This is a genomic window from Izhakiella australiensis, from assembly GCF_002006995.1.
In the GTDB taxonomy this organism is placed as follows: Bacteria; Pseudomonadota; Gammaproteobacteria; order Enterobacterales; family Enterobacteriaceae; genus Izhakiella; species Izhakiella australiensis.
In genome coordinates this window covers 294,770-317,923 of the sequence record NZ_MRUL01000003.1, presented here as the reverse complement: position 1 = coordinate 317,923, position 23,154 = coordinate 294,770, and the positions used below count along the sequence as shown (strand labels likewise).

The 23,154-nt window shown below is 55.5% G+C and carries 22 protein-coding genes; 15 read left to right on the top strand and 7 right to left on the bottom strand.

Features of this window, described 5'->3' with window-relative positions; all coding sequences use genetic code 11:
* Nucleotides 1–9: 9 nt before the first annotated feature.
* The gene (moeB, locus tag BTJ39_RS07545; RefSeq protein ID WP_078002045.1) at nt 10–765 is read right to left on the bottom strand and encodes a molybdopterin-synthase adenylyltransferase MoeB; all 756 of its coding nucleotides are present in this window, start codon (nt 763–765) and stop codon (nt 10–12) included.
* Nucleotides 766–2,001: a molybdopterin molybdotransferase MoeA gene (gene moeA / locus BTJ39_RS07540; protein ID WP_078002044.1), complete on the bottom strand. Its 1,236-nt coding sequence runs from the start codon at nt 1,999–2,001 to the stop codon at nt 766–768.
* Nucleotides 2,002–2,425: 424 nt separating this feature from the next.
* Between moeA and BTJ39_RS07535 the strand changes: the two genes are divergently transcribed.
* The 6 genes from BTJ39_RS07535 (at nt 2,426) to BTJ39_RS07510 (ending at nt 9,266) form a co-directional block, all read left to right on the top strand.
* Entirely contained in the window at nt 2,426–3,382 is a 957-nt protein-coding gene (locus tag BTJ39_RS07535) for an isoaspartyl peptidase/L-asparaginase (RefSeq protein WP_078002043.1), read from the top strand.
* A gap of 23 nt (nt 3,383–3,405) precedes the next feature.
* Nucleotides 3,406–5,277, top strand: a complete 1,872-nt coding sequence (gsiA, locus tag BTJ39_RS07530) for a glutathione ABC transporter ATP-binding protein GsiA (RefSeq protein WP_078002042.1) — start codon at nt 3,406–3,408, stop codon at nt 5,275–5,277.
* A 40-nt stretch (nt 5,278–5,317) separates the two neighbouring features.
* The gene (gene gsiB / locus BTJ39_RS07525) at nt 5,318–6,850 is read left to right on the top strand and encodes a glutathione ABC transporter substrate-binding protein GsiB (protein WP_096777701.1); all 1,533 of its coding nucleotides are present in this window, start codon (nt 5,318–5,320) and stop codon (nt 6,848–6,850) included.
* Between the two features lie 54 nt (nt 6,851–6,904).
* Entirely contained in the window at nt 6,905–7,825 is a 921-nt protein-coding gene (gene gsiC, locus BTJ39_RS07520; RefSeq protein WP_078002040.1) for a glutathione ABC transporter permease GsiC, read from the top strand.
* Between the two features lie 9 nt (nt 7,826–7,834).
* Entirely contained in the window at nt 7,835–8,740 is a 906-nt protein-coding gene (gsiD, locus tag BTJ39_RS07515; RefSeq protein ID WP_078002039.1) for a glutathione ABC transporter permease GsiD, read from the top strand.
* Nucleotides 8,741–8,816: 76 nt separating this feature from the next.
* Complete coding sequence (locus BTJ39_RS07510) at nt 8,817–9,266, top strand: DUF4385 domain-containing protein (RefSeq protein ID WP_078002123.1); 450 nt, start codon at nt 8,817–8,819, stop codon at nt 9,264–9,266.
* A gap of 30 nt (nt 9,267–9,296) precedes the next feature.
* Here BTJ39_RS07510 and rimO read toward each other — a convergent pair whose 3' ends face one another.
* A complete protein-coding gene (gene rimO / locus BTJ39_RS07505) occupies nt 9,297–10,604 on the bottom strand; it encodes a 30S ribosomal protein S12 methylthiotransferase RimO (RefSeq protein ID WP_096777700.1) in 1,308 nt (435 codons plus the stop codon).
* 113 nt (nt 10,605–10,717) lie between these two features.
* Here rimO and BTJ39_RS07500 point away from each other — a divergent pair, with 113 nt between their 5' ends.
* Nucleotides 10,718–11,800, top strand: a complete 1,083-nt coding sequence (locus tag BTJ39_RS07500) for a PQQ-dependent sugar dehydrogenase (protein WP_241825885.1) — start codon at nt 10,718–10,720, stop codon at nt 11,798–11,800.
* A 3-nt stretch (nt 11,801–11,803) separates the two neighbouring features.
* Here the strand turns inward: BTJ39_RS07500 and BTJ39_RS07495 are convergent, their stop codons facing one another.
* On the bottom strand, nt 11,804–12,487 hold the full coding sequence (locus BTJ39_RS07495) for an HAD family hydrolase (protein ID WP_078002037.1): 684 nt from the start codon (nt 12,485–12,487) through the stop codon (nt 11,804–11,806).
* Between the two features lie 273 nt (nt 12,488–12,760).
* Between BTJ39_RS07495 and BTJ39_RS07490 the strand changes: the two genes are divergently transcribed.
* Nucleotides 12,761–13,966, top strand: coding sequence for a serine hydrolase (locus BTJ39_RS07490; RefSeq protein ID WP_078002036.1), 1,206 nt, complete (start codon nt 12,761–12,763; stop codon nt 13,964–13,966).
* A 40-nt stretch (nt 13,967–14,006) separates the two neighbouring features.
* Here the strand turns inward: BTJ39_RS07490 and ybjG are convergent, their stop codons facing one another.
* Nucleotides 14,007–14,612 carry an undecaprenyl-diphosphate phosphatase gene (ybjG, locus tag BTJ39_RS07485; protein ID WP_078002035.1) on the bottom strand — a complete coding sequence of 202 codons (606 nt, stop codon included), beginning with the start codon at nt 14,610–14,612 and terminating at the stop codon, nt 14,007–14,009.
* A 420-nt stretch (nt 14,613–15,032) separates the two neighbouring features.
* Nucleotides 15,033–16,721, bottom strand: a complete 1,689-nt coding sequence (locus BTJ39_RS07480; RefSeq protein WP_078002034.1) for an aspartate:alanine antiporter — start codon at nt 16,719–16,721, stop codon at nt 15,033–15,035.
* A gap of 267 nt (nt 16,722–16,988) precedes the next feature.
* Between BTJ39_RS07480 and ybjM the strand changes: the two genes are divergently transcribed.
* Nucleotides 16,989–17,363, top strand: coding sequence for an inner membrane protein YbjM (gene ybjM / locus BTJ39_RS07475; protein WP_241825883.1), 375 nt, complete (start codon nt 16,989–16,991; stop codon nt 17,361–17,363).
* A 31-nt stretch (nt 17,364–17,394) separates the two neighbouring features.
* Here ybjM and BTJ39_RS07470 read toward each other — a convergent pair whose 3' ends face one another.
* Nucleotides 17,395–17,658 (bottom strand): GrxA family glutaredoxin, encoded by a 264-nt coding sequence (locus tag BTJ39_RS07470; RefSeq protein ID WP_078002032.1) that lies wholly within the window; start codon nt 17,656–17,658, stop codon nt 17,395–17,397.
* Nucleotides 17,659–17,846: 188 nt separating this feature from the next.
* Here BTJ39_RS07470 and BTJ39_RS07465 point away from each other — a divergent pair, with 188 nt between their 5' ends.
* The 6 genes from BTJ39_RS07465 (at nt 17,847) to potG (ending at nt 23,144) form a co-directional block, all read left to right on the top strand.
* Nucleotides 17,847–18,080 (top strand): DUF1418 family protein, encoded by a 234-nt coding sequence (locus BTJ39_RS07465; protein ID WP_078002031.1) that lies wholly within the window; start codon nt 17,847–17,849, stop codon nt 18,078–18,080.
* Between the two features lie 25 nt (nt 18,081–18,105).
* The gene (gene nfsA / locus BTJ39_RS07460) at nt 18,106–18,828 is read left to right on the top strand and encodes an oxygen-insensitive NADPH nitroreductase (protein ID WP_078002030.1); all 723 of its coding nucleotides are present in this window, start codon (nt 18,106–18,108) and stop codon (nt 18,826–18,828) included.
* A 20-nt stretch (nt 18,829–18,848) separates the two neighbouring features.
* On the top strand, nt 18,849–19,751 hold the full coding sequence (rimK, locus tag BTJ39_RS07455; RefSeq protein ID WP_078002029.1) for a 30S ribosomal protein S6--L-glutamate ligase: 903 nt from the start codon (nt 18,849–18,851) through the stop codon (nt 19,749–19,751).
* A gap of 88 nt (nt 19,752–19,839) precedes the next feature.
* Entirely contained in the window at nt 19,840–20,316 is a 477-nt protein-coding gene (locus tag BTJ39_RS07450) for a YbjN domain-containing protein (protein WP_078002028.1), read from the top strand.
* Nucleotides 20,317–20,738: 422 nt separating this feature from the next.
* A complete protein-coding gene (potF, locus tag BTJ39_RS07445; RefSeq protein WP_078002027.1) occupies nt 20,739–21,845 on the top strand; it encodes a spermidine/putrescine ABC transporter substrate-binding protein PotF in 1,107 nt (368 codons plus the stop codon).
* 165 nt (nt 21,846–22,010) lie between these two features.
* Nucleotides 22,011–23,144, top strand: coding sequence for a putrescine ABC transporter ATP-binding subunit PotG (potG, locus tag BTJ39_RS07440; protein ID WP_078002026.1), 1,134 nt, complete (start codon nt 22,011–22,013; stop codon nt 23,142–23,144).
* Nucleotides 23,145–23,154 lie beyond the last annotated feature (10 nt).

The following is a 23,154-nucleotide window of genomic DNA, read 5'->3' as shown; positions in this document are numbered from 1 at the left end:
CGCCAGCCCTCAGTGCTGCCCGCAGACCTCGCAGCGCGGATCTTTTTTCAGCGCCAGCTGGCGAAACTGTAACGTCATGGCGTCATAAAGCAGCAGTTTACCCGCCACCCGCTCGCCGTAGTTGGCCAGCAGGCGAATCGCCTCCATTGCCTGCAGCGCGCCAATCACGCCGACCAGCGGTGCCATCACGCCGGTTTCCGCACAGCTTAATGTCTGCTCGCCAAACAGGCGGCTCATACAGCGATAGCAGGGTTCGTCCGGCTGCCAGCTGTAGACGCTGATCTGCCCCTCCATACGGATGGCCGCCCCGGAGACCAGCGGCAGGCGTTGGGCATAACACAGCCGGTTAAGCTGCTCGCGCGTGCCGAGATTATCGCTGCAATCAAGCACCAGATGCTGGCGTTGCAGCAGCTGCGCCATCTGCGCATCGTCAAGCCGGGCGTCGATAGCGTCCAGCGCGATCTGCGGATTGAGCGCCGCCAGTCGCTGGCGGGCTGAGATAACCTTTGCCTCGCCGAGAGTTGCTTCACTGTGCAATACCTGGCGTTGCAGGTTGGACAGCGAAACGCGATCAAAATCGAGCAGCGTCAGATGGCCGATGCCAGCCGTGGCCAGATACTGGCTGGCAGCGCAGCCCAGTCCGCCCAGTCCGACGACCAGCACCCGGGCTGCTTTTAACGCTTCCTGGCCGTCAAAATCGAAGCCGCGCAGCATAATCTGACGGTTATAGCGCAGCATTTCTTCATCGCTCAGCGCCTGCGGCATTCAACCTCCTAATAGCGCATTAAACGGCTCCACCTCAACCCATTCTCCCGGCTGAACGCTGTTGCGTTCACGTTCAAGCACGATAAAGCAGTTGGCCTGGCTGAAAGAGCTGAAGATGTGAGAGCCCTGGGCGCCGGTGCTATGTACTTCCAGCTCGCCTTGCGCATTGCGCTTAAGCATGCCGCGCTGGAAGTCGAGGCGCCCGGCGGATTTCTTCAGCGCGCTGGCGGTGCGTACCCGCTGGCGCGGGGGCAGCGCGGCGGCGTGCTGGCCGCTGAGTTTTGCCAGTAGCGGCTGTACCAGCTGATAAAACGTGACGGCAGCGGAGACCGGATTGCCCGGCAGGCCGCAAAACCAGCTGTGCTGCAAACGGCCAAAGGCGAAAGGCTTGCCGGGCTTGATTGCCAGCTTCCAGAAGGTAATTTCACCCAGCTCTTCCAGCATCGCTTTGGTGTAATCGGCTTCTCCTACCGAGACGCCGCCGGTGCTGATAACCACGTCGGCCTGGCTGTCTGCCGCCAGAAATGCGCGGCGCAGCGCGTCGGGATCGTCACGGATAATGCCAAGGTCGATAAGCGTACAGCCTAACTTTTCCAGCATCAGGCTGACGGTCAGACGGTTGGTATCGTAAATTTGTCCTGCTGCCAGCGGCTGACCTGGGGGACAAAGCTCATCGCCGGTGGAAAACAGCGCGACCTTCAGCGGACGTAAGACCTCGACGTCGGCAATGCCGAGCGATGCCAGCAGCGGCAGCTCGGCGGCGCCAAGCCGCACGCCGGCGGTCAGTACCGTATCGCCCTGGCGGATATCCTCTCCCGCCAGGCGAATATGCTGTCCGGCGCTAACCGGGGCGGTGAAGCGAACCGCATCGCCGACGGTTTGCGTTTCTTCCTGCATCACGACAGCGTCAGCGCCGGCCGGCAGCGGCGCGCCGGTCATGATGCGAATGCAGCTGCCCTGCGGCCATTCACCCTGCCAGGGACTACCGGCAAAGGCTTTACCGGCGACGTCGAGGGTATCACTCGCGGCGAGGTCGGCGGTGCGCACGGCGTAACCATCCATCGCGGCATTGGCGAAAGGCGGGACGTTTACCGGGGAAATAACCGCTTCGGCGGTCACCAGGCGCGCGGCGGCGCTGAGCGCAACGCGCTCCCGCTGGGTGATGGGGGTCAGGCGCGCCAGCATTGTGTTCAGCGCGTCGTCGAGGGAGATAAGTCCCGCAGTAAAATGTTCCATTTTTTCTCCAGAGCCACCTGCCGGGAGGTGCCATGATAGTACATCCGTCTATTATCACCCGAATCAGCTCGCTGATTGAAGCAGAAGTCATGAAATGAGGCCTTCCCGTTGCGCCTGCGTTCCGGTGATAACAATAATGGAAGCGCCTTGATGCGCTGTCTGCCGCCGGGAGGATTTATCTCAGCTCAGGAAAATCCGACTTACGGCGGCGATAAATATCCGGGTTGCCCAAAGCACTAACCATTAGCTATATGTTAAAACCAATTGTTATTATCAGCGGCCAAAGTTTCTCCTTTACATCGCTGCACAGCCTACCTATAGTCGAAAATCACACCAATACGAATAAAAATAATCTAACTTAGTGTTTTTTAAACCGATTTATAGCCAGCCACGGCAGGCTGTTAGCCGACAGGGTGATCGAAAAATGAGTAAAGCCGTCATTGCTATTCACGGTGGCGCCGGGGCGATCGCCCGGGCAAACATGAGTGAAGAAAAAGAAAAGCAGTACCTTGCAGCGCTGAGCGAGATCGTCAGTGCCGGACAACGTCTGCTTGCTGATGGCGGCAGGGCGCTGGATGCGGTGACCGAAGCGGTGCGCCTGTTAGAAGAGTGCCCGCTGTTTAATGCCGGAAAAGGCGCGGTTTTTACCCATGCGGGCAGTCATGAACTGGACGCCAGCATTATGGATGGTCTTTCTCTGCAAGCCGGCGCCGTGGCCGGCGTTAAGCATATCCGTAATCCGATTCTGGCGGCGCGCGCTATTCTTGAGCATTCCCCGCATGTCATGTTAATCGGCGCTGGCGCCGAAGACTTTGCTGACCGGCAGGGGCTGGAACGGGTTGAAGCTGACTTTTTCTCCACTCCCGAGCGGCGGGCGCAGCTTGAGCTGGCGCTGCAAAGCGGCCGCACGCTGCTGGATCACGACGGCGCATCAGCCGTTTGTTCGCCGTCTGCGCCAGCGGATCAGAAATTTGGCACTGTCGGCGCCGTTGCGCTTGATCTGCACGGCAATCTGGCGGCGGCGACCTCAACCGGCGGCATGACCAATAAGCAAGTAGGCAGAGTGGGGGACTCACCGATTATCGGTGCCGGTTGCTATGCCAACAATGCCAGCGTCGCGGTTTCCTGTACCGGTAGCGGCGAAGTGTTTATGCGTGCCCTGGCGGCGTATGACGTTGCCGCGCTGGTTGCTTACCGCCGCCTTTCGCTACAGGAAGCCTGTCAGCAGGTGGTGATGGAAAAAATTCCTGCGCTCGGCGGCAGCGGCGGCCTGGTGGCGGTGGACAGCGCTGGCAACGTGACGCTGCCGTTCAACAGTGAGGGGATGTACCGTGGTTACGGTTATATCGGAGAGGTGCCTGAGGTCGGAATTTACCGCTGACAGGGTTGATACAAGGAGAAAGCATGACGGAAAGTCCTCAGGCGTTGATGGCGGCCGATCAGGTTCTGGTCGTACGTAATCTCAGCGTCAGCTTTCAGCGTGAAGGCGAACGTATTCAGGCGGTAAAAAATTTATCGCTCTCGGTACGACGTGGCGAAACGCTGGCCATTGTTGGCGAGTCCGGCTCCGGAAAGTCGGTAACCTCGCTGGCATTGATGCGCCTGGTTGAGCAGGGCGGCGGCGTTATCGACGGTGGTGAAATGTGGCTGCGGCGCCGTGACAGCAGCGTACTGGATCTGGCCGGCGCAGCGCAGCGGACGCTGCGTACCGTGCGGGGTGCCGATATGGCAATGATTTTTCAGGAACCGATGACCTCGCTTAATCCGGTATTTCCGGTCGGGGAGCAGATCGCCGAATCTATCCGCCTGCACCAGGGAAAAGGGCACCACGAGGCGCGACAGGAAGCGCTACAGCTGCTGGAGCGGGTGCGTATTCCCGAGGCGCGTAACGTGCTGGATCGCTACCCTCATCAGCTCTCCGGCGGAATGCGTCAGCGGGTGATGATTGCGATGGCGCTCTCCTGTCGTCCGGCGCTGCTGATTGCCGATGAGCCGACGACCGCGCTGGATGTGACCATTCAGGCGCAGATTCTGTCGCTGATCAGGGTGCTGCAAAAAGAGATGGATATGGGGGTGATTTTTATTACCCATGATATGGGCGTGGTGGCCGAAATGGCCGATCGCGTGCAGGTGATGTACCGCGGCGAAGTGGTGGAAAGCGGCGAAGTCGAACAGATTTTCAATGCGCCCAGCCAGACCTATACCCGTTCGCTGCTGGCGGCGGTGCCTAAGCTGGGCGCCATGCGCGGCAGGCCGTTTCCCTTGAAGTTTCCGCTGCTTAACGGGTCGCAGTCGGCACAAGCGGCGGCAGAGCAGAATACCGTTGACTCGCAGTCCGGGCCGGTGCTGCAGGTGCGCGATCTGACAACCCGTTTTGATCTGCGCAGCGGATTGCTGAACCGCGTTACCCGGCGGGTGCATGCGGTTGAAAAAGTCAGTTTTGATTTAATGCCGGGGGAAACTCTGGCGCTGGTAGGCGAGTCCGGCTGCGGCAAATCGACCACCGGGCGATCGCTGCTGCGCCTGGTGGAAAGCCAGGGAGGCAGCATTACTTTCAACGGCCAGCGCATTGATAACCTGCGCGGTGCAGCGCTGGCGCACCTGCGGCGCGATATTCAGTTTATATTTCAGGATCCCTATGCCTCGCTCGATCCGCGTCTGACGGTGGGCTATTCCATCATGGAGCCGCTGCTGGTGCATGGCATCGCTCGCGGCGCGGAGGCTGAAGCGCGGGTCGCTGCACTGCTGGAGCGGGTCGGACTGCTGCCGGAACATGCTCAGCGCTATCCGCACGAGTTTTCCGGCGGCCAGCGCCAGCGTATCTGTATTGCCCGAGCGTTGGCGCTTAACCCGAAAGTGGTTATTGCCGATGAAGCTGTCTCGGCCCTGGACGTCTCGATCCAGGCGCAGATTGTTAATCTTATGCTGGATTTGCAGCGGGAGTTTGGCATTGCCTTTTTATTTATCTCTCACGATATGGCGGTGGTGGAACGTATCAGCCACCGGGTCGCGGTGATGTACCTCGGACAGATTGTTGAAATTGGCCCGCGTCAGGCGGTGTTTGAACATCCGCAGCATCCTTACACCCGTAAGCTGATGTCGGCAGTACCGGTGGCGGACCCGAAAGTGCAGCGCCGGGAACGGCCGCTGCTGGTCGATGAAATTCCCAGCGCCATTCGCGCGCTGGGCGATGAGCCGGAAAGCGCGCCGCTGGTTGAAGTGTCTGCGGGCCATTTTGTTGCCCGCCACGCCGTTGACGCGTCGTTAGCTGAATAACCTACTTAAAAAGACAGGGACCACAGGAGAAAACACAATGATGAAAGCATCACATAAATGGCTGTTGACGGTCGGGTTACTGAGCAGCGCGGCGGCGGCGCCCGCCTGGGCTGCGAAGGATATCACCGTTGCGGTAGGATCAAACTTCACCACGCTCGATCCCTATGACGCTAACGATACTCTGTCGCAGGCGGTAGCAAAATCGTTCTACGAAGGCCTGTTTGGCTTTGATAAAGACATGAAGCTGGAAAACGTGCTGGCGGAAAGTTACCAGGCCAGTGCCGATGGGTTGACCTACACCATTAAGCTGCGTTCCGGCGTGAAGTTTCAGGACGGCACTGACTTTAACGCCGAAGCGGTCAAGGCCAACCTCGATCGCGCCAGCAATCCGGATAATCATCTCAAGCGCTACAACCTGTTTAAAGCGGTGGCGAAAACCGAGGTGCTGGACCAAAACACGGTGAAGGTCACGCTGAAGCAGCCTTTTTCTGCCTTTATTAACACCCTTGCCAGCCCGGTTGCGGCGATGATTTCGCCGGCGGCGCTGAAAAAATATGGCAAGGACATTGGTTTCCATCCGGTTGGCACCGGGCCCTATCAGTTTGATACCTGGAACCAGACCGATTTTGTTAAGGTTAAAAAATTCGCCGGCTACTGGCACCAGGGCTATCCGAAGCTGGACAGCATCACCTGGCGCCCGGTGGTGGATAACAATACGCGTGCGGCGATGTTGCAGACCGGCGAAGCGAACTTCGCTTTTCCTATTCCTTATGAGCAGGCGCCGCTGCTTGAGAAAAGCAACAAGGTCGATCTGGTCACCACGCCTTCCATCATGCAGCGCTATATCAGCCTGAACGTGACCCAAAAGCCGTTTGATAATCCGAAGGTGCGCGAGGCGCTTGAATATGCCATCAATCGCCAGGCATTAGTTAAAGTCGCTTTTGCCGGCTATGCCACTCCGGCTAGCGGTATCGTGCCGCCGGCAATTCAGTACTCTCAGAGCTATCCGGCGACCCAGTACAATCCGGCTAAAGCGCGTGAACTGTTAAAAGAGGCGGGTTTCCCCAACGGCTTTACCACCACGCTGTGGTCATCGCATAACCACAGCACGGCGCAAAAAGTGCTGCAGTTCACCCAGCAGCAGCTGGCTCAGGTGGGCATTAAAGTGCAGGTGAGGGCGATGGATGCCGGTCAGCGCTCGGCAGAGGTTGAAGGCAAAGGGCAAAAAGAGAGCGGCGTACGCATGTTTTATACCGGCTGGTCGGCTTCAACCGGCGAGGCTAACTGGGCGCTGACGCCTCTGTTTGCCACCACATCCTGGCCGCCCGCTATCTTTAACACCGCGTTTTACAGCAATAAGCAGGTAGACCAGGATCTCGACGATGCGCTGAAAACCACCGATAGCGCTAAAAAAGCCGCATTGTATAAAGATGCGCAGGATCGTATCTGGAATGACCATCCGTGGATCCCGCTGGTGGTTGAGAAGCTGGTGTCGGCAAAAAGTAAAAATCTGAGCGGATTTTACGTGATGCCGGATACCGCCTTTAGCTTTGACGACGCCGATCTGAAATAAGGTAGCGACCCGCCGCTGCGCTGAACGGCGCGGCGGCGCTTCACAGGAAGAGGCATGTTTAACTATTTCATTAAACGCCTGGCAGGGCTGATCCCGACGCTGCTGATTGTAGCGGTACTGGTGTTCCTGTTTGTGCATTTGCTGCCGGGCGATCCGGCGCGCCTGATTGCCGGACCGGAAGCGGATGCGACCGTGGTGGCGATGGTGCGCCAGCAGCTAGGATTGGACCAGCCGCTGACGACCCAGTTCTGGCGCTTTATCTCCGCTGCGCTGCGCGGTGATTTCGGCCATTCGATGGTATCGAAACGACCGGTCTCCGCTGAAATCGGCCTGCGTTTTCTGCCCACGCTGTGGTTGACGCTTTCCAGCATGGTCTGGTCGGTGATCTTTGGCATGGCGATTGGCATCGTATCCGCCGTATGGCGTAATCGCTGGCCGGATCGGTTAGGCATGACGCTGGCGGTTTCAGGGCTCTCTTTTCCGGCCTTTGCGCTGGGCATGCTGCTGATGCAGGTATTCTCCGTGCAGCTGGGTTGGTTGCCAACCGTCGGCGCAGACGGCTGGAAACACTATATCTTGCCTTCGGTTACCCTCGGGGCAGCGGTGGCGGCGGTGATGGCCCGTTTTACCCGCGCTTCGTTTGTTGAGGTGATGCAGGAAGATTATATGCGTACCGCGCGCGCCAAAGGCGTGCGTGAAAGCCTGGTGATGATTAAGCATGGACTGCGTAACGCCATGATCCCGGTGGTGACCATGATGGGGCTACAGTTTGGCTTTCTGCTGGGCGGGTCGATTGTGGTTGAGGTGGTATTCAACTGGCCGGGGTTAGGGCGACTACTGGTGGATTCGGTAGAAATGCGCGATTACCCGGTGATTCAGGCTGAGATCCTGCTGTTTTCACTGGAATTTATTCTGATTAACCTGATTGTCGATATGCTTTACGCAGCGATTAATCCGGCTATTCGCTATAAATAAGGATGCGTAATGAAAAACTGGCGACGTAAAGCGGCGCTGTCCGCGATGCCTGTGATACAACAAACGCGCGTCCGCACCCCCTGGCGTGAATTCTGGCGGCGCTTTCGGCGCCAGCCGGTAGCCATTGCCGCCGGACTCTTTGTGCTGATGTTGATTATTCTGGCGGTGTTTGCGCCTTTGCTGGCGCCTTTTGATGCCGAGAATTATTTTGACTATGACCGGTTAAACGAAGGCCCTTCAATGCTGCACTGGTTTGGCGTTGATGCCCTCGGGCGCGATATTTTCAGCCGGGTGCTGGTTGGCACGCGCATCTCGCTGATCGCCGGATTTTTTTCCGTGGCAATCGGCGCGGCGATCGGCACTTTTCTTGGGCTGCTGGCCGGCTATTTCGAGGGCTGGTGGGACCGCATCATTATGCGAATCTGCGACGTGCTGTTCGCCTTTCCGGGGATCCTGCTGGCCATCGCGGTCGTGGCGATCATGGGTAGCGGTATGTCTAATGTGATTGTCGCCGTGGCGATTTTCAGCATTCCGGCGTTTGCCCGCCTGGTGCGCGGTAATACGCTGGTGCTTAAGCATCTGACCTATATTGAGTCGGCGCGCAGCATTGGCGCCTCTGATATGACCATTATCTGGCGGCATATTTTACCGGGAACCGTCTCGTCGATTGTGGTCTATTTCACTATGCGTATCGGCACCTCGATAATTTCCGCCGCCAGCCTCTCCTTTCTTGGCCTTGGCGCGCAGCCGCCGACGCCGGAATGGGGAACCATGCTTAACGAGGCGCGAGCGGATATGGTGCTGGCGCCCCACGTCGCCATTTTTCCCAGCCTGGCGATTTTTCTTACGGTACTGGCGTTTAACCTGCTCGGCGACGGGCTGCGCGATGCGCTGGATCCGAAGCTGAAAAGCTGAGGCTGCCCGGCGATAACCGGCGGCGCCGGACGGGCACGCAAAAGTGCCCATCCGGCGCTATGATTACGCTATGACGATGAAGCCTTTTAATTATCAGCAGGATTTTAAACATCTCGACTTTCGCCAGCATCCCGATCGCTATCAGGTCGGTCGCGGCGAGCAGGGCGTGCTGATGGTCGAGCCCTACAAAAGTGAAATTTTACCGCACTGGCGTTTTCGCACCCCATCGCTGGCCCGGGAGTCGGCCGATAAAATCATGCGGCTATTTGAAGACTATCGTCAGGCCGACGATTTTGTCGGTATGGATATGGCGCGTAAGTTTATTCAAATGGGCTACACCCGCGCGCGGCGCTATGCCAACCATAAAGGCGGCCGTAAATATGATGCGCAGCATCGGGAACTGGCGCGTGAGATTAATCAGGAAAAAGCGCAGGCGGCGGCGATATTCAAGCAGTGCTGGGACAAATTGCGCGCAGATGAAGATTATCTGGCGCGTAAAAAAGCGCATCAGCAAAAATATGGCTGATGCGCTGTTAGCAAGCGGATAGCTTAGCGGTTAAATCCGGCTGCCCCAGAGATCATACTCGTCGGCATGTTCAACGCGTACCCGCACGACATCACCGGCTTTTACTGCGCGCTCGCCGTTAAGGTAAACGGCGCCGTCAATTTCCGGCGCATCCGCCATGCTGCGGCCAATGGCGCCTTCTTCGTCGACTTCATCAATGATGACCATAATCTCGCGGCCCACTTTCTCTTGCAGGCGCTCGGCAGATATTTGCTGCTGTAGCTGCATAAAGCGATCGTAACGCTGCTGCTTTATTTCGTCAGCTACCTGGTCAGGGAGCTGGTTGGCGCCGGCGCCCTCCACCGGGCTGTACTGGAAGCAACCGACGCGGTCCAGGCGTGCCTGCTTCAGGAAATCAAGCAGCATCTGGAAATCGTCTTCCGTTTCTCCCGGAAAGCCGACGATAAAGGTTGAGCGCAGCGTCAGCTCCGGACAGATTTCGCGCCAGCGCTTAATGCGCTCCAGCGTGCGCTCTACGGCTCCCGGACGCTTCATCAGCTTCAGTATGCGCGGGCTGGCATGCTGCAGCGGGATGTCGAGATAGGGCAGAATTTTACCTTCGGCCATCAGCGGAATGACATCATCCACATGGGGGTAAGGATAAACGTAGTGCAGGCGTACCCAGACGCCGAGTTTTGCCAGCTGTTCGCACAGGCTGACCATGCTGGTTTTCACCGGCGCGCCATTCCAGAAACCGGTGCGATGCTTAACGTCCACGCCGTAAGCAGAGGTATCCTGGGAAATAACCAGCAGCTCTTTTACGCCGGATTCCACCAGGCGCTTGGCCTCGTCAAGTACGTTGCCAATCGGCCGGCTGTCGAGATCGCCACGCATTGAAGGAATGATGCAGAAGGTGCAGCGATGATTGCAGCCTTCAGAAATTTTCAGGTAGGCATAATGCTTTGGCGTCAGCTTGACGCCCTGCTCAGGAACCAGGCTGATAAACGGATTATGCTTAGGTTTGGGAACATAATGATGGACGTGCGAAAGCACCTGCTCATAGCTATGGGGGCCGGTGATCTCCAGCACCTTCGGATGCACTTCGCGGATCTGGTTCTCTTTGGCGCCGAGGCAGCCGGTAACGATCACTTTACCGTTTTCGTTGAGCGCTTCGCCAATCGCTTCGAGAGATTCCTGAACCGCGCTATCGATAAAGCCGCAGGTGTTAACGATGACCAGTTCAGCGTCGTCGTAGCGGGGTACCACCTGATAACCTTCGGTGCGCAGCTCGGTGAGGATGCGCTCAGAATCAACCAGATTCTTCGGGCAGCCTAATGATAAAAAGCCAATCTTAGACATTTCTTTATACTGTACATTGCTCAGAAAACGCGGAGTATACAACACGCTTAAACTTTATTCACATTTCTGCTGAGGGGTCGATCTGCATGCGCTTTCTCGCCGTGATCATACTGATGTTAATTTCACTGGTTACTCCGTCTGTTTTTGGCGCTGATTCGGTGAGCGTGCAGGTTCTGCAAAGTAATCTTAATCATCCCTGGTCACTGGCTTTTTTGCCGGGGGAGCAGGGCATCCTCATCAGCGAACGCAGCGGCCAGCTGCGTCGCTGGCATCATGGCAAACTGTCAGCGCCGATTAGCGGCACCCCAGCCGTCTGGGCCAAAAAGCAGGGCGGCTTGCTGGATGTGGCGCTGGCGCCGGACTTTGTCTCCAGTCGCCAGCTTTACCTGAGCTACACCGAATCTGATGACCAGGGCGCGGTGGGAGCGGTCGTCGGGCGCGCGACGCTCAGCGAAGATTACCGTCATCTGAGCGACTTCAGGGTGCTGCTGCGCCAGACGCCGAAACTGTCATCCGGGGCGAATCTGGGTACCCGGCTGGCATTCGATCCCAGCGGCTACTTGTGGATTAGCTTTGGCGATAACTTTGCGGCGGAAAAAGCGCAGGATTTACGGGCATTGCAGGGCAAGATCCTGCGTTTAAAAGCCGATAGCGCTATCCCGGCGGATAATCCTTTTCGCGGCCGTTCCGATGCCCGTGCCGAGATCTGGAGCGACGGTATGCGCAATCCGCAAGGGCTAGCATGGAATCCATGGTCGAAGGTGATGTGGGAAAGTGAACACGGCCCGCGCGGCGGCGATGAAATTAATCTGCCAGAAAAAGGGAAAAACTACGGCTGGCCGCTGGCAACCTGGGGCATTGATTACAGCGGTCAGCCGGTACCGGGTTCCAAAGGGGGCCGGGTGAGCGGCACCAGGCAGCCGCTTTTCTACTGGAAAGTATCGCCGGCGCTGAGCGGCATGGCGTTTTATGACAGCCATCGCTTTCCGGCCTGGCGCCACTCCTTATTCATCGGTGCGCTAAAGGATCGCAGCCTGATCCGCCTGAGCGTTGATGGCAACAAGGTGACAGAACAGCAGCGCCTGCTGCGCGATCGCGGCGAACGTATCCGAGACGTGCGCGTCGGTCCGGATGGCTATCTCTATGTCCTGACCGACGAAGCGCAAGGCAAGCTGCTTAAAGTGGGTTTGCGCTAATATTCAGCCAGCAGCGCTGGCGGCGGAGGTGTAGCGTCCCCAAAGGCAAACCTGCCAGGCGCGATCCTGCGCCAGCTTATACAGCTGAGGGTTGGGATTGATAACGCAGGGATAATCGGCGTGCTCCAGCAGCGGCAGGTCGTTAATTGAGTCGCTGTACGCCCAGAGGTGCTGGAACGCGCTGTCTTGCTGCTGACTTAGCCATTGCTGCAAGCGGGTGACTTTCCCTTCTTTATAGGTCATGGTGCCGTATATGTTGCCGGTATAACGCTGGTCGCTAATTTCCACTCCGATTGCCAGCGCGCCATGAGCGCCAAGGCGCTGTGCGATTGGCGCCACCAGGTGTTCACCGCTGGCGGAGATGACCAGCACTTTATCACCCCGTTCAAGGTGCCAGGCCAGACGCTCCCGGGCCGAGGGATAAATACGTGGCAGGATATCGCGCTGAATAAAGCGCCGGATCCACCCGTCGACGGTGGCAACGCTGGTGCCAGCCAGAGGCGACAGCGTTAGCGCCATATAATCTTCCATCGCCAGATTACCGGCATAATAGTGGGTCATCAGGGTACGTTCTCTTTCCAGCATATCGGCCGGTGCGAAGCCCTGTGAAACCAGCCAGCGCAGCCACAATCCTGAGCTATCTTCACAAATGAGCGTTTCGTCGAGATCGAACAGCGCTAAATCCATAGTTGTGACTCCTCTGACAAATTGGCTTCAGATTAACTAACTTTTGTGACCAGCTTAACCGTTATGACTAAATTCGGAATTTTTCCTGGTGGGATCGGAATCTGTCAGTGCAAAACTAAACATCCGGACGAGGTGGGCCAAAAATATCGAATAAACTCTAATTAACTTTACGATCTGACCATTCAATTACGTTGTCAGACGCGCTAGGGTAAGGAGCTCTTATCGCCGGAATTCGATAATATATTATTTTTCATATGGATACAGGGTTGCGCCATGAAGAAAATATCTTTGCCCACCAGAATCAGCGCGCTGGTAACCTCCGCCTCGCTATTATTATTTGTTTCATTCTCTTCCTGTGCAGAAGATGCGCCGGCACCGCCCCAGATTGAGGCCAGAGCCTGGGTACTGATGGATTATCATAGCGGTAAAATCCTGGCTGAGTCGAATGCCGATGAGCGACTTGACCCTGCCAGCCTGACCAAAATGATGGCCAGCTATGTTATCGGTCAGGCGATTAAGTCGGGCCGCATCACGCCCGATAATATGGTTACCGTGGGGAAGGACGCCTGGGCGACTGGTAATCCCAAGCTGCAGGGATCGTCATTGATGTTCCTTAAGCCCGGCGACCAGGTTTCTGTTTCCGATCTGAATAAAGGTATTGTCATTCAATCCGGCAACGACGCCAGCATTGCGCTGGCGGATTACGTTGCCGGCAGTCAGGATGCCTTTGTTAATCTGATGAATCGCTACGCGCAGCAGCTTGGCCTGAAGAATACCCATTTTACCACCGTTCACGGCCTCGATTCTGAAGGGCAATACAGTACGGCGCGTGATATGGCCTTGATTGGCCAGGCGCTCATTCGTGACGTTCCCGCCGAATATGCTCTGAATAAAGAAAAGGTGTTCGCCTTCAATAATATTCGTCAGATGAACCGCAATCGCCTGCTGTGGAGCAGTAATTTGCATGTAGACGGCATTAAAACCGGCTACACCGGCGGCGCGGGCTATAACCTTGTGGCATCGGCGACCGATGGTAACCAGCGTTTGATCTCCGTGGTGCTGGGGGCGAAAACCGATGCAATCCGCTTTCGCGAAAGTGAAAAGTTGCTGACCTGGGGCTTTCGCTTTTTTGAAACGGTCACGCCAATCAAAGCGGGCCAGGCCTTCAGCAGCCAGCGCGTGTGGTATGGCGATCGCCATAACGTCAATCTGGGCGTCGCCGAAGACGCGGCGATTACTATACCAAGGGGGCAGTTGAAGAATCTGAAAGCCAACCTTGTGTTCAATCAGTCTCAGCTACAGGCGCCGCTAGAGAAAAACCAGGTGGTTGGAACCATTAATTTTCAGTTGAACGATAAAACTATCGAGCAGCGTCCTTTGGTGGTATTGGAGGGCGTCAAAGAGGGTGGTTTCTTTAGCCGGATCTGGGATTTTATTATGCTGAAAGTCAGCACCTTGTTTGGTAAATGGTTCAGTTGATAATCGCAGCGGGTAGCGCCAGGCTTCCCGCTGCAATGGGTTAGTTTCTTACCCATCCCTTACGAATAGGAATAGCAAATATCAGCCGGTACAGCGAAGCGCAGTGCAGCAGCAGCGGATCGCCGTACAGCTTCCAGGCCATTTGTGAGAACAGGCAGCCAAGGCAACCGACTAAAAATCCTCCCAGCATATCCAGCGGCCAGTGGATCCCAAGATAAATACGCGACCAGGCAATAGCGACGCCGATTGCCAGCAGCAGGGTGCCGGACCAGCGACGATGCCAGCAGAAAAAAGCCAGCGCACAGGTAAAAATAGCGGTGCCGTGATCGCTCGGATAAGAGCCGTTAGCAATATGCGGCAATAACTGATAGCCGAGGCCGATGGCAAAAGGACGCGGGTGCGGGAAAAGCAAGCCTAAACACCAGGCGATTGCCATGGCGTAAATCAGAGCAATACCGGTTTTTAACACCAGCACGCGTTGCACGCCGAGTTCATCGCGCGGTCCCCATAGCCAGAGGGCGATGATCAGCCCCGGTACAATGGCTATCAGGTCACGGGCAAAAAAGATGGCCAGCGCGACCAGCCAATGGGGGGAATGCGGCGTCGCGTTGATCCACAAAAACAGCGCACTGTTTAATGATTCCATATATTACTGCCTTCTTTATATCCGTCAGATACATCGTGCATAAAATAATTCACAACTGCCTCAGTCAGAGATTGCGCGCTGAGGGCAGCAAAATTTAGTCAGTTAAGATAGGAAGCTGTTGCGGCGGGGTAAAGGGAATCATTCTTAATACACGCAATGGTTTGGGATTGGTTAAGGTTGGCCGTGCTCTGAATTATTTCTCATGAGATGTAAACCCGCAGACGCTGATAGCGTGACGAGGCTTAAGGAAACGTTAACCCGGACTTGCTGCATCGTCTGGTGCCCGGCACACTAGGCGCAAAAGAAAAAACCCGTTAATAAAATTAACGGGCTCCTCAATTTGGGGATTTCAAAGAAAAGCAGTGGCACTAATTCAGACTGCGGCCCTGACTAAAAGTTCTGCGGGCGTGCAAAAAATTTTTATCTTCCCAGCAACGGCCAGATGACAACAATTAACGTACCCGCCAGCGTGAGCAAAACGTTAGCAATGGCGTAGGTTCCGGCATACCCCAAAGCCGGTATGTTGCTGCCCGAGGCGTCGTTGATGATATCCATCGCCGGCGCACAGGTGCGGGCGCCCATAATGGCGCCGAAAAGCAGCGCCCGATTCATTTTTAGCACGTAGGCACCGAACACAAAGCACAGCATGACCGGCACCAGGCTGACCGCGATGCCTGCCAGCAGCATCATCAGACCGGTATCACCGAGGCCGTTTGACAGGCCGCTGCCAGCGCTAAGGCCGACGCCGGCCATAAACACCATCAGGCCAAATTCCTTTACCATGTTTAGCGCCCCCTGCGGTATATAGCCGAAGGTTGGATGATTGGCGCGCAAAAAGCCGAGCATGATGCCGGAAAACAGCAGCCCGGCGGCATTGCCCAGACCAAAATTGAAGCTGCTGAACTGGAAGGTCACCATCCCAATCATCAGGCCGAGGACGAAAAAGGCACAGAATGCCAGCAGGTCGGTCATCTGGCTGTGAATAGAAATAAAGCCAATGCGGTCGGCGAGCGATTTGACCCGCCGCGCTTCACCGCTGACCTGTAGCACGTCGCCTTTATTCAAAATGATGCTGTCATCAATCGGCATGGCTATCTGACTGCGGATAACGCGATTAAGAAAGCAGCCATGATCGGTAAGGCGCAGCTTGCTCAGGCGTTTATTCACCGCGCTGTGGTTTTTCACCACAATCTCTTCGGTAACGATACGCATATCTAACAGGTCGCGTTCAAACACTTCTTTGCCATTGCGAAAGCTGGGATCGAGGCGGGCATGGGCTTCCGGATATCCCACCAGCGATATTTCATCGCCCTGCTGTAAAACGGCATCGCCGTCCGGGCTGGCGAGAATGCCATTACGACGAATACGCTCAATGTAGCATCCGGTCTGGCGATAAATGCCCAGTTCGCGCAGATTCTTGCCGTCGGCCCAGGCGACCAGCTCCGGCCCGACCCGGTAGGCGCGGATTACCGGCAACCAGACTTTACGCTGGCTGTCGCTGTCCAGCCCGCGTTCACGGGCAATTTGCTGAGCGCTGGTGAATAAATCCTGATGCTGAAGGCGTGGCAGATAGCGGGCAGCAACAATCAGGCTGACCAGGCCGATAAGATAGGTGAGGGCGTAGCCAAGGCTGAGATCGTCCTGCGCGCGGCTGAGCAGATGGGCGTCGCTGATGGTCTGACGTAGCGTATCGCCAGCACCGACCAGCACCGGCGTCGAGGTCATCGACCCCGCCAGCATGCCGGCCGTCAGGCCGATATTCCAGTTAAACAGGTAGCCCAGTCCGAGGGCGATGGCCGTGGCGCTGACCACCATCACTATCGCCAGCAGCAAATAATTTTTCCCGTCGCGAAAAAAAATGGAGAAAAAGTTTGGGCCAGCCTCTACGCCGACGCAGAAAATAAACAGCATAAAGCCAAGATTAAGCGCGTCGGTATCTATGGAGAAATGGTTTTGCCCCAGCAGCAGGGAAACGACCAGCACGCCGATCGCATTACCGAGTTGAATCGAGCCCAGGCGAAGTTTTCCCAAACAAAGTCCGAGAGACAGAACGACAAATAACAGTAAAATGTAATTTCCGCTTAACAATTCTGAGATGTTTATATTCACGATTTAACTTCTTGTTTACCAGTAACCTGTTGTGATCATTAGTTTTCCAGGCTACATTTAGCCTGCATCGTTAGAGAACGATGCGCCAGGATTTCCACCAGAGACAAGCCGCTCAGGATGCCGTGGATTTACCGGTCATTTTAGTCAGTTCTTATTATATCAGCCAGTGAAACCCCTGAGTTTGAGTTGTAAATTAAGCATTTTATTTTATTAAAATTAATTATGTCTAATTTCCGGGCTGAAGATGAAGCTGGTTGGAGCAAATTAATGTTTAGAAGTGTGTCCTGGCCGGGCGTTGTCGCCTGCACTATTTTTTATGGCGTGGTATTTGTCATCGTGCGCTATCAGATCCTGATGTCACACTTGCCGCTACATCAAGGCCAGCTGGGAATGCTGCTATTTTTGTTACCCGGCGCGGTATCTGCGCTGACCAGCAAGCGGGCGCCTCTGACCGTGGCGATTATCGGCTCTCTGCTGGCGACGCCGTTTTGTCTGATTTTGATGGCAACGGGGGTGATGCTTTTTCACAGTTTCTGGCAGGAGTGCGCTTTTTCTATTAGCTCAATCTTCTGGTGTGGACTGGGGGCGCTGGGCGTTATGCTGTGCAGAACGCTGCTGGAGATGCGGCACGGGGGGCAGTAAATCAGCCCGCCAGCTGGCAGGCTGAATGAGGTTACTGGTACAACCCCAGATTCTCTTTCGCATAGGCTGCAAATTCGGTATAGCCGCCGACGTGGTTTTGATCGAGGAAAATCTGCGGTACGGTTTCAACCGGTTTGCCGACGGTTTTTTCCAGATCGGCTTTGGTGATGCCTTCGGCATGAATATCAACGTAGCGGAAATTAAAATCATCGCGTTCTTGCGTCAGCTTCTCTGCCAGCTCTTTCGCGCGGACACAGTAAGGACAGCCGGGACGGCCGAAAATCACTGCAAACATCGCTTGCTCCTTATGAGGTTAAATGTGTGACTTAAATCACATCAGGCAAATTTGTCAGCGTTATGATGCCCGCTTCGCCTGGGGATTAAAAGCAGGATTTACCTGTCGGATTGATAAACGCTGGCTATGGCGTCGACACAAAGCTAAGCTGCACTACATGTTATTGAACCGGCGTCAGGAGTTACGCAATGCGCCCTTTTAGTCGCCTGCCGCGGCCTGTATTGTGGCTTGAGGTGGTTGGCATTCTGCTGCTGATCGCCGCCTTTCTGGTGCTACAACGTTTTTTCCCTCTCCCCCCAAATTTTAACGCGTCGTCCCTGGCCCGGGGACTGGTATTTGCCAGCGTAGCGCTGATGTTACCCGCTGCGGCGACGATTGTCTGGCGCACGCTGCGCAGCTGGCTGCCGGGACGCAAAAATTGACTGGCAAAACAGTAAGGAGCTTTACATGACACCAACCATCGCGCTGCAGCGCGCTCACCGCTCGGTGCGTTCATTTAAAGACCAGCCGATCACGGCTGAGCAGCGGGAGGCTATTCTGGCTGCCGCGCAGTCTGCTTCCAGCTCCAGCTTTCTCCAGTGCTCTTCCGTCATTCGCATTACCGATCCGGCGCTGCGTGAACAGCTGGTGACGCTCACTGGCGGCCAGCGCTATGTGGCCAGCGCTGCGGAGTTCTGGCTATTCTGCGGCGATTTTAATCGCCATCAGCAAATTTGTCCGCAGGCGCAGCTGGGCCTGGCGGAGCAGCTGCTGCTGGCCTGTATTGATACGGCGCTGATGGGGCAGAATGCTATGCTGGCCGCCGAGTCGCTGGGGCTTGGCGGCTGCTTTATCGGCGGTATTCGCAATAATATCGCGCAGGTAACCGAGCTGCTTGCCTGTCCTAAGTTTGTCATACCGCTGTTTGGCCTCTGTCTCGGCTGGCCTGAACACCAGCCCGATCTTAAGCCGCGCATGCCTGCGCAAATGATGATGCATGAGAATCGTTATCAGCCCATCGATCCAACGGTGCTGGCCGACTATGATCAACAGCAGCGCGATTATTACGCCAGCCGCGACAGCAACCAGCGTATTGACAGCTGGAGTGAACATATCCAGCGTACGGTGGTTAAAGAGAATCGCGCTTTTATGCTGGACTATCTCCATCAGCAAGGGTGGGCCACTCGTTAACCACACCGGCGGAGGCCAGGGTGAAAATAGCCATTCTTTCCTGTGACGGATCGCTCTATTCCTGCCGACGCCTGATGGAGGCCGCCAGCGAACGCGGCCATCAGGCCGAGGTTATTGATCCGCTGAGTTGCTACATGAATATCAATCCGGCCTCGCCAGGCGTTCATTATCATGGCCGTCTGCTGCCGCATTTCGATGTGGTGATCCCGCGTATTGGCGCGGCCATTACCTTTTATGGCACCGCAGTGCTGCGTCAGTTTGAAATGTGCGGCAGCTATCCGCTCAACGAATCGCTGGCAATTACCCGCGCGCGCGACAAGCTACGTTCCCTGCAGATGCTGGCAAAGCAGGGCATTGATTTGCCCGTAACCGGCTTTGCGCATTCGCCGGACGATACCCAGGATCTGATTAAAATGGTTGGCGGCGCGCCGCTGGTGGTCAAGCTGGTGGAGGGGACGCAGGGCATCGGTGTGGTACTGGCGGAAACGCGTCAGGCGGCGGAAAGCGTTATTGATGCCTTTCGCGGTCTGAAGGCACATATTCTGGTTCAGGAGTTTATTAAAGAGGCGCACGGCCGGGATATCCGCTGTTTTGTCATTGGTGACGAAGTCGTCGCGGCGATTGAACGGGAAGCGAAAGAGGGCGATTTTCGCTCAAATCTGCACCGTGGCGGACGTGCCAGAGCCGTCGCGATCACGCCTGAGGAGCGAGAGATCGCGGTCAAGGCGACGCATGCCCTGGGCCTTGACGTCGCCGGGGTGGATATTCTGCGGGCGAATCGCGGGCCGCTGGTGATGGAGGTGAATGCGTCCCCCGGGCTTGAAGGGGTTGAAAGCACCACCGGGCTGAATATTGCCGGGATGATAGTCAGCTGGCTGGAAGAACAGGCGCAGCCTGGTTTCAGTCTGAAAACCGGAGGCTGAGCGGATCCTGCTCGATTTATCGTAGTTTTTGCCGGCTATTTTCCGTAGAATCATGCGCACTTTATTCTGCGGCGCGAGACAGCCTATTATGGATTCTCTGACGGTCCCGGACTTCGACATGGTGCGTCGCTGGCTGGATCAGCAAAACATTATCTGGTTTGAATGTGACGCCTGCCAGGCGTTGCATTTGCCGCATATGCAAAACTTTGATGGCATATTTGACGCTAAAATAGATCTCATTGATGATGTCATTCTGTTTTCGGCGCTCGCGGAAGTTAAGCCGACCGCGCTTATTCCGCTGGTAGGGGATTTATCGCAAATAAATGCCAGCTCGCTGACTATCAAAGCCTTTATTGATATTCAGGATGATAATCTGCCGCGCCTGATTGTTTGTCAGTCCCTGAGCGTGGGTGCCGGCGTCACCTTCGGCCAGTTCGCCCACTTTATGAAGCAAAGCGAAGAGCAGATTTCAATGGTGGTGCTGGAAGCTTTTGCTAACCATCTGCTGATGGCGGCAGAAGACGATGAATCCGGCATGGTAAGCCGCTCTCAGGCATTGCATTAATTCCCGCCGCTGAGCCCGCACCCAAAAACAGCTTCTTTGGGTGCAGCGGCGATCAAACGCCTGGTTAGTAACCAATTCTTTTCCTCTCTCTACCATTTTTTATTCTGCATTTCCCCCTTTATTGCCAGATATCCATCGTTGTTTCTGGCATGTCTGGCGGATGCCATAGGCAATCGTGCATACAAAATCGATAAAAGGCGTTTTTTAAGCTAAGGTCTGGTTTGGGTCGGTGAGTGGGGCTATTCTTGCGTGGCTGCAATTTGCATGCAACGTCACGCTGGACATAGTTTTTTTCTATTAACGCTGCAGTGAATATTCATTCACTGTAGTGGGCTATTCCGGCGCTAGCAGTCCAGCGTTCGTTATTACCATCTATAGGTAATAACTGAGCTGTAATTGATCCCTTTCTGGAGGATGGAAGCATGTTCAACCAAGGTAAAAAATGGTTGTCAGGTGTTGTCGCTGGCGTGGTGATGGCCGCATCTACCGGCGTAACGGCTGAAGATAAGACGTTGCATGTTTATAACTGGTCAGATTATATCGCTGCCGATACCGTACCCAATTTCGAAAAACAGAGCGGCATAAAAGTCGTCTACGATGTTTTTGATTCCAATGAGGTGCTGGAAGGTAAACTGATGGCCGGCAAAACCGGCTATGACGTAGTGGTGCCATCCTCAAGCTTCCTTGCACGTCAGCTTCAGTCCGGGGTATTTCAGCCGCTGGATAAAAGCAAACTGCCGAATTATAAAAATCTCGATCCCGATCTGCTGAAAAAGCTCGAGCAGCACGATCCCGGCAACAAATATGCTATTCCCTATATGTGGGCAACCACCGGCATTGGCTACAACGTCGATAAAGTGAAACAGGTACTGGGTAAAGATGCGCCCGTCGACAGCTGGGACCTGGTGCTGAAACCGGAGAATCTGGAAAAACTGAAAAGCTGCGGCGTTTCATTCCTCGATGCGCCGGAAGAGATCTTTGCTACCGTGCTTAATTACATGGGTAAAGATCCTAATAGCAGCAAGGCCGATGATTATAAAGCCGCCGCCGATCTGTTATTGAAGCTGCGCCCGAGTATTCGCTATTTCCATTCCTCTCAGTACATCAATGATCTGGCAAACGGCAATACCTGCGTGGCAATTGGCTGGGCAGGCGATGTGCTGCAGGCAAAAAATCGCGCCAACGAAGCCAAAAATGGCGTGCATATCGCCTACAGCATTCCCAAACAGGGAGCGCTGGCGTTCTTCGACATGCTGGCGATTCCAAAAGACGCGAAGAATCTTGATGCCGCCTATCAGTTCCTTAACTATCTGATGGAGCCAAAAGTAATCGCTGAAATTTCTAATAAGATGTTCTATGCCAACGGCAACAAAGCGGCGCTGCCGTTTGTTGATGAGAGCATTCGTAACAATCCCGGTATCTATCCGACCCCGGATACCATGGCGAAGCTGTTCCTGCTGAAAGTGCAGGAGCCGAAACTTGACCGCGTGCGTACCCGCGAATGGACCCGGGTCAAGAGTGGTAAATAATTAATCACGCGAGATTTTCAGCGTTTTGTATAATTAGGTTGCTGCCGGTTTTTAGCGGTTAAAAACCGGCAGCGCCGCAAACAGAGGCTTATCGTGCGGCCTCTGTTTTGTCTTTTAGGCGGCAGACCGCCGCAGACGCCGATTTAGCGCCGGAGAATAAGGTAAGTGAACGACGCGATTCCCCGCCCTCAAAGCAAAGCTGGCAAGGCGATGACGCCGCTGCTGGAAATTCGTAATCTGACCAAATCTTTTGACGGTCAGCATGCCGTTGATGATGTCAGCCTGACCATTTATAAAGGTGAGATTTTTGCCCTGCTGGGCGCCTCCGGCTGTGGAAAATCAACCCTGCTGCGTATGCTGGCGGGTTTCGAAACGCCGACCCATGGCCAGATTATTCTTGATGGCCAGGATCTGTCGCTGGTGCCGCCCTATCAGCGTCCGGTCAATATGATGTTCCAGTCTTATGCGCTGTTTCCACATCTTACCGTTGAGCAGAATATTGCTTTTGGCCTGAAACAGGATCGGCTGCCAAAAGCGGAGATTGCCAGCCGCGTCAGCGAAATGCTGGCGCTGGTTCATATGACGGAATATGCAAAACGTAAACCCCACCAGCTTTCCGGCGGCCAGCGTCAGCGCGTGGCGCTGGCGCGTAGCCTGGCGAAGCGTCCTCGTTTGCTGTTGCTGGATGAGCCGATGGGCGCGCTGGATAAAAAGCTGCGCGATCGCATGCAACTGGAAGTGGTGGATATTCTTGAGCGCGTTGGCGTTACCTGCGTGATGGTAACCCACGATCAGGAAGAGGCGATGACCATGGCCGGCCGCATCGCCATTATGAATCGCGGCAAGTTCGTGCAGATTGGCGAGCCGGAGGAGATTTATGAACATCCTTCCACCCGGTTTAGCGCTGAATTTATTGGCTCCGTCACCGTCTTTGAAGGCCTGCTGCGCGAGCGCCAGCAAAGCGGGCTGGTTATCGACAGCCCCGGTCTGGTGCATCCCCTGAAAGTCGCGTCTGATGCCTCGGTAGTCGACGGCGTACCGGTATACGTAGCGCTGCGGCCAGAAAAAGTGATGCTGTGCGAAGAGGCGCCGGCCGAGGGCTATAACTTTGCGGTTGGTGAAGTGGTACATATCGCTTACCTCGGCGACCTGTCGATTTATCATGTGCGCTTAAAGAGCGGTCAGATGATCAGCGCGCAGCTGCAAAATACCTTTCGCTTTCGTCAAGGCGCGCCCACCTGGGGTGATGAAGTGCGTCTTTGCTGGGAAAGCGACAGCTGCGTCGTACTGACGGTTTAATTAAGGGGTG

Bases quoted from the DNA above. Each gene is read 5' to 3' on its own strand.
- moeB (WP_078002045.1), bottom strand. From the start codon at position 765: ATGCCGCAGGCGCTGAGCGATGAAGAAATGCTGCGCTATAACCGTCAG.
- moeA (WP_078002044.1), bottom strand. From the start codon at position 2,001: ATGGAACATTTTACTGCGGGACTTATCTCCCTCGACGACGCGCTGAAC.
- BTJ39_RS07535 (WP_078002043.1), top strand. From the start codon at position 2,426: ATGAGTAAAGCCGTCATTGCTATTCACGGTGGCGCCGGGGCGATCGCC.
- gsiA (WP_078002042.1), top strand. From the start codon at position 3,406: ATGACGGAAAGTCCTCAGGCGTTGATGGCGGCCGATCAGGTTCTGGTC.
- gsiB (WP_096777701.1), top strand. From the start codon at position 5,318: ATGAAAGCATCACATAAATGGCTGTTGACGGTCGGGTTACTGAGCAGC.
- gsiC (WP_078002040.1), top strand. From the start codon at position 6,905: ATGTTTAACTATTTCATTAAACGCCTGGCAGGGCTGATCCCGACGCTG.
- gsiD (WP_078002039.1), top strand. From the start codon at position 7,835: ATGAAAAACTGGCGACGTAAAGCGGCGCTGTCCGCGATGCCTGTGATA.
- BTJ39_RS07510 (WP_078002123.1), top strand. From the start codon at position 8,817: ATGAAGCCTTTTAATTATCAGCAGGATTTTAAACATCTCGACTTTCGC.
- rimO (WP_096777700.1), bottom strand. From the start codon at position 10,604: ATGTCTAAGATTGGCTTTTTATCATTAGGCTGCCCGAAGAATCTGGTT.
- BTJ39_RS07500 (WP_241825885.1), top strand. From the start codon at position 10,718: ATGTTAATTTCACTGGTTACTCCGTCTGTTTTTGGCGCTGATTCGGTG.
- BTJ39_RS07495 (WP_078002037.1), bottom strand. From the start codon at position 12,487: ATGGATTTAGCGCTGTTCGATCTCGACGAAACGCTCATTTGTGAAGAT.
- BTJ39_RS07490 (WP_078002036.1), top strand. From the start codon at position 12,761: ATGAAGAAAATATCTTTGCCCACCAGAATCAGCGCGCTGGTAACCTCC.
- ybjG (WP_078002035.1), bottom strand. From the start codon at position 14,612: ATGGAATCATTAAACAGTGCGCTGTTTTTGTGGATCAACGCGACGCCG.
- ybjM (WP_241825883.1), top strand. From the start codon at position 16,989: ATGTTTAGAAGTGTGTCCTGGCCGGGCGTTGTCGCCTGCACTATTTTT.
- BTJ39_RS07470 (WP_078002032.1), bottom strand. From the start codon at position 17,658: ATGTTTGCAGTGATTTTCGGCCGTCCCGGCTGTCCTTACTGTGTCCGC.
- BTJ39_RS07465 (WP_078002031.1), top strand. From the start codon at position 17,847: ATGCGCCCTTTTAGTCGCCTGCCGCGGCCTGTATTGTGGCTTGAGGTG.
- nfsA (WP_078002030.1), top strand. From the start codon at position 18,106: ATGACACCAACCATCGCGCTGCAGCGCGCTCACCGCTCGGTGCGTTCA.
- BTJ39_RS07450 (WP_078002028.1), top strand. From the start codon at position 19,840: ATGGATTCTCTGACGGTCCCGGACTTCGACATGGTGCGTCGCTGGCTG.
- potF (WP_078002027.1), top strand. From the start codon at position 20,739: ATGTTCAACCAAGGTAAAAAATGGTTGTCAGGTGTTGTCGCTGGCGTG.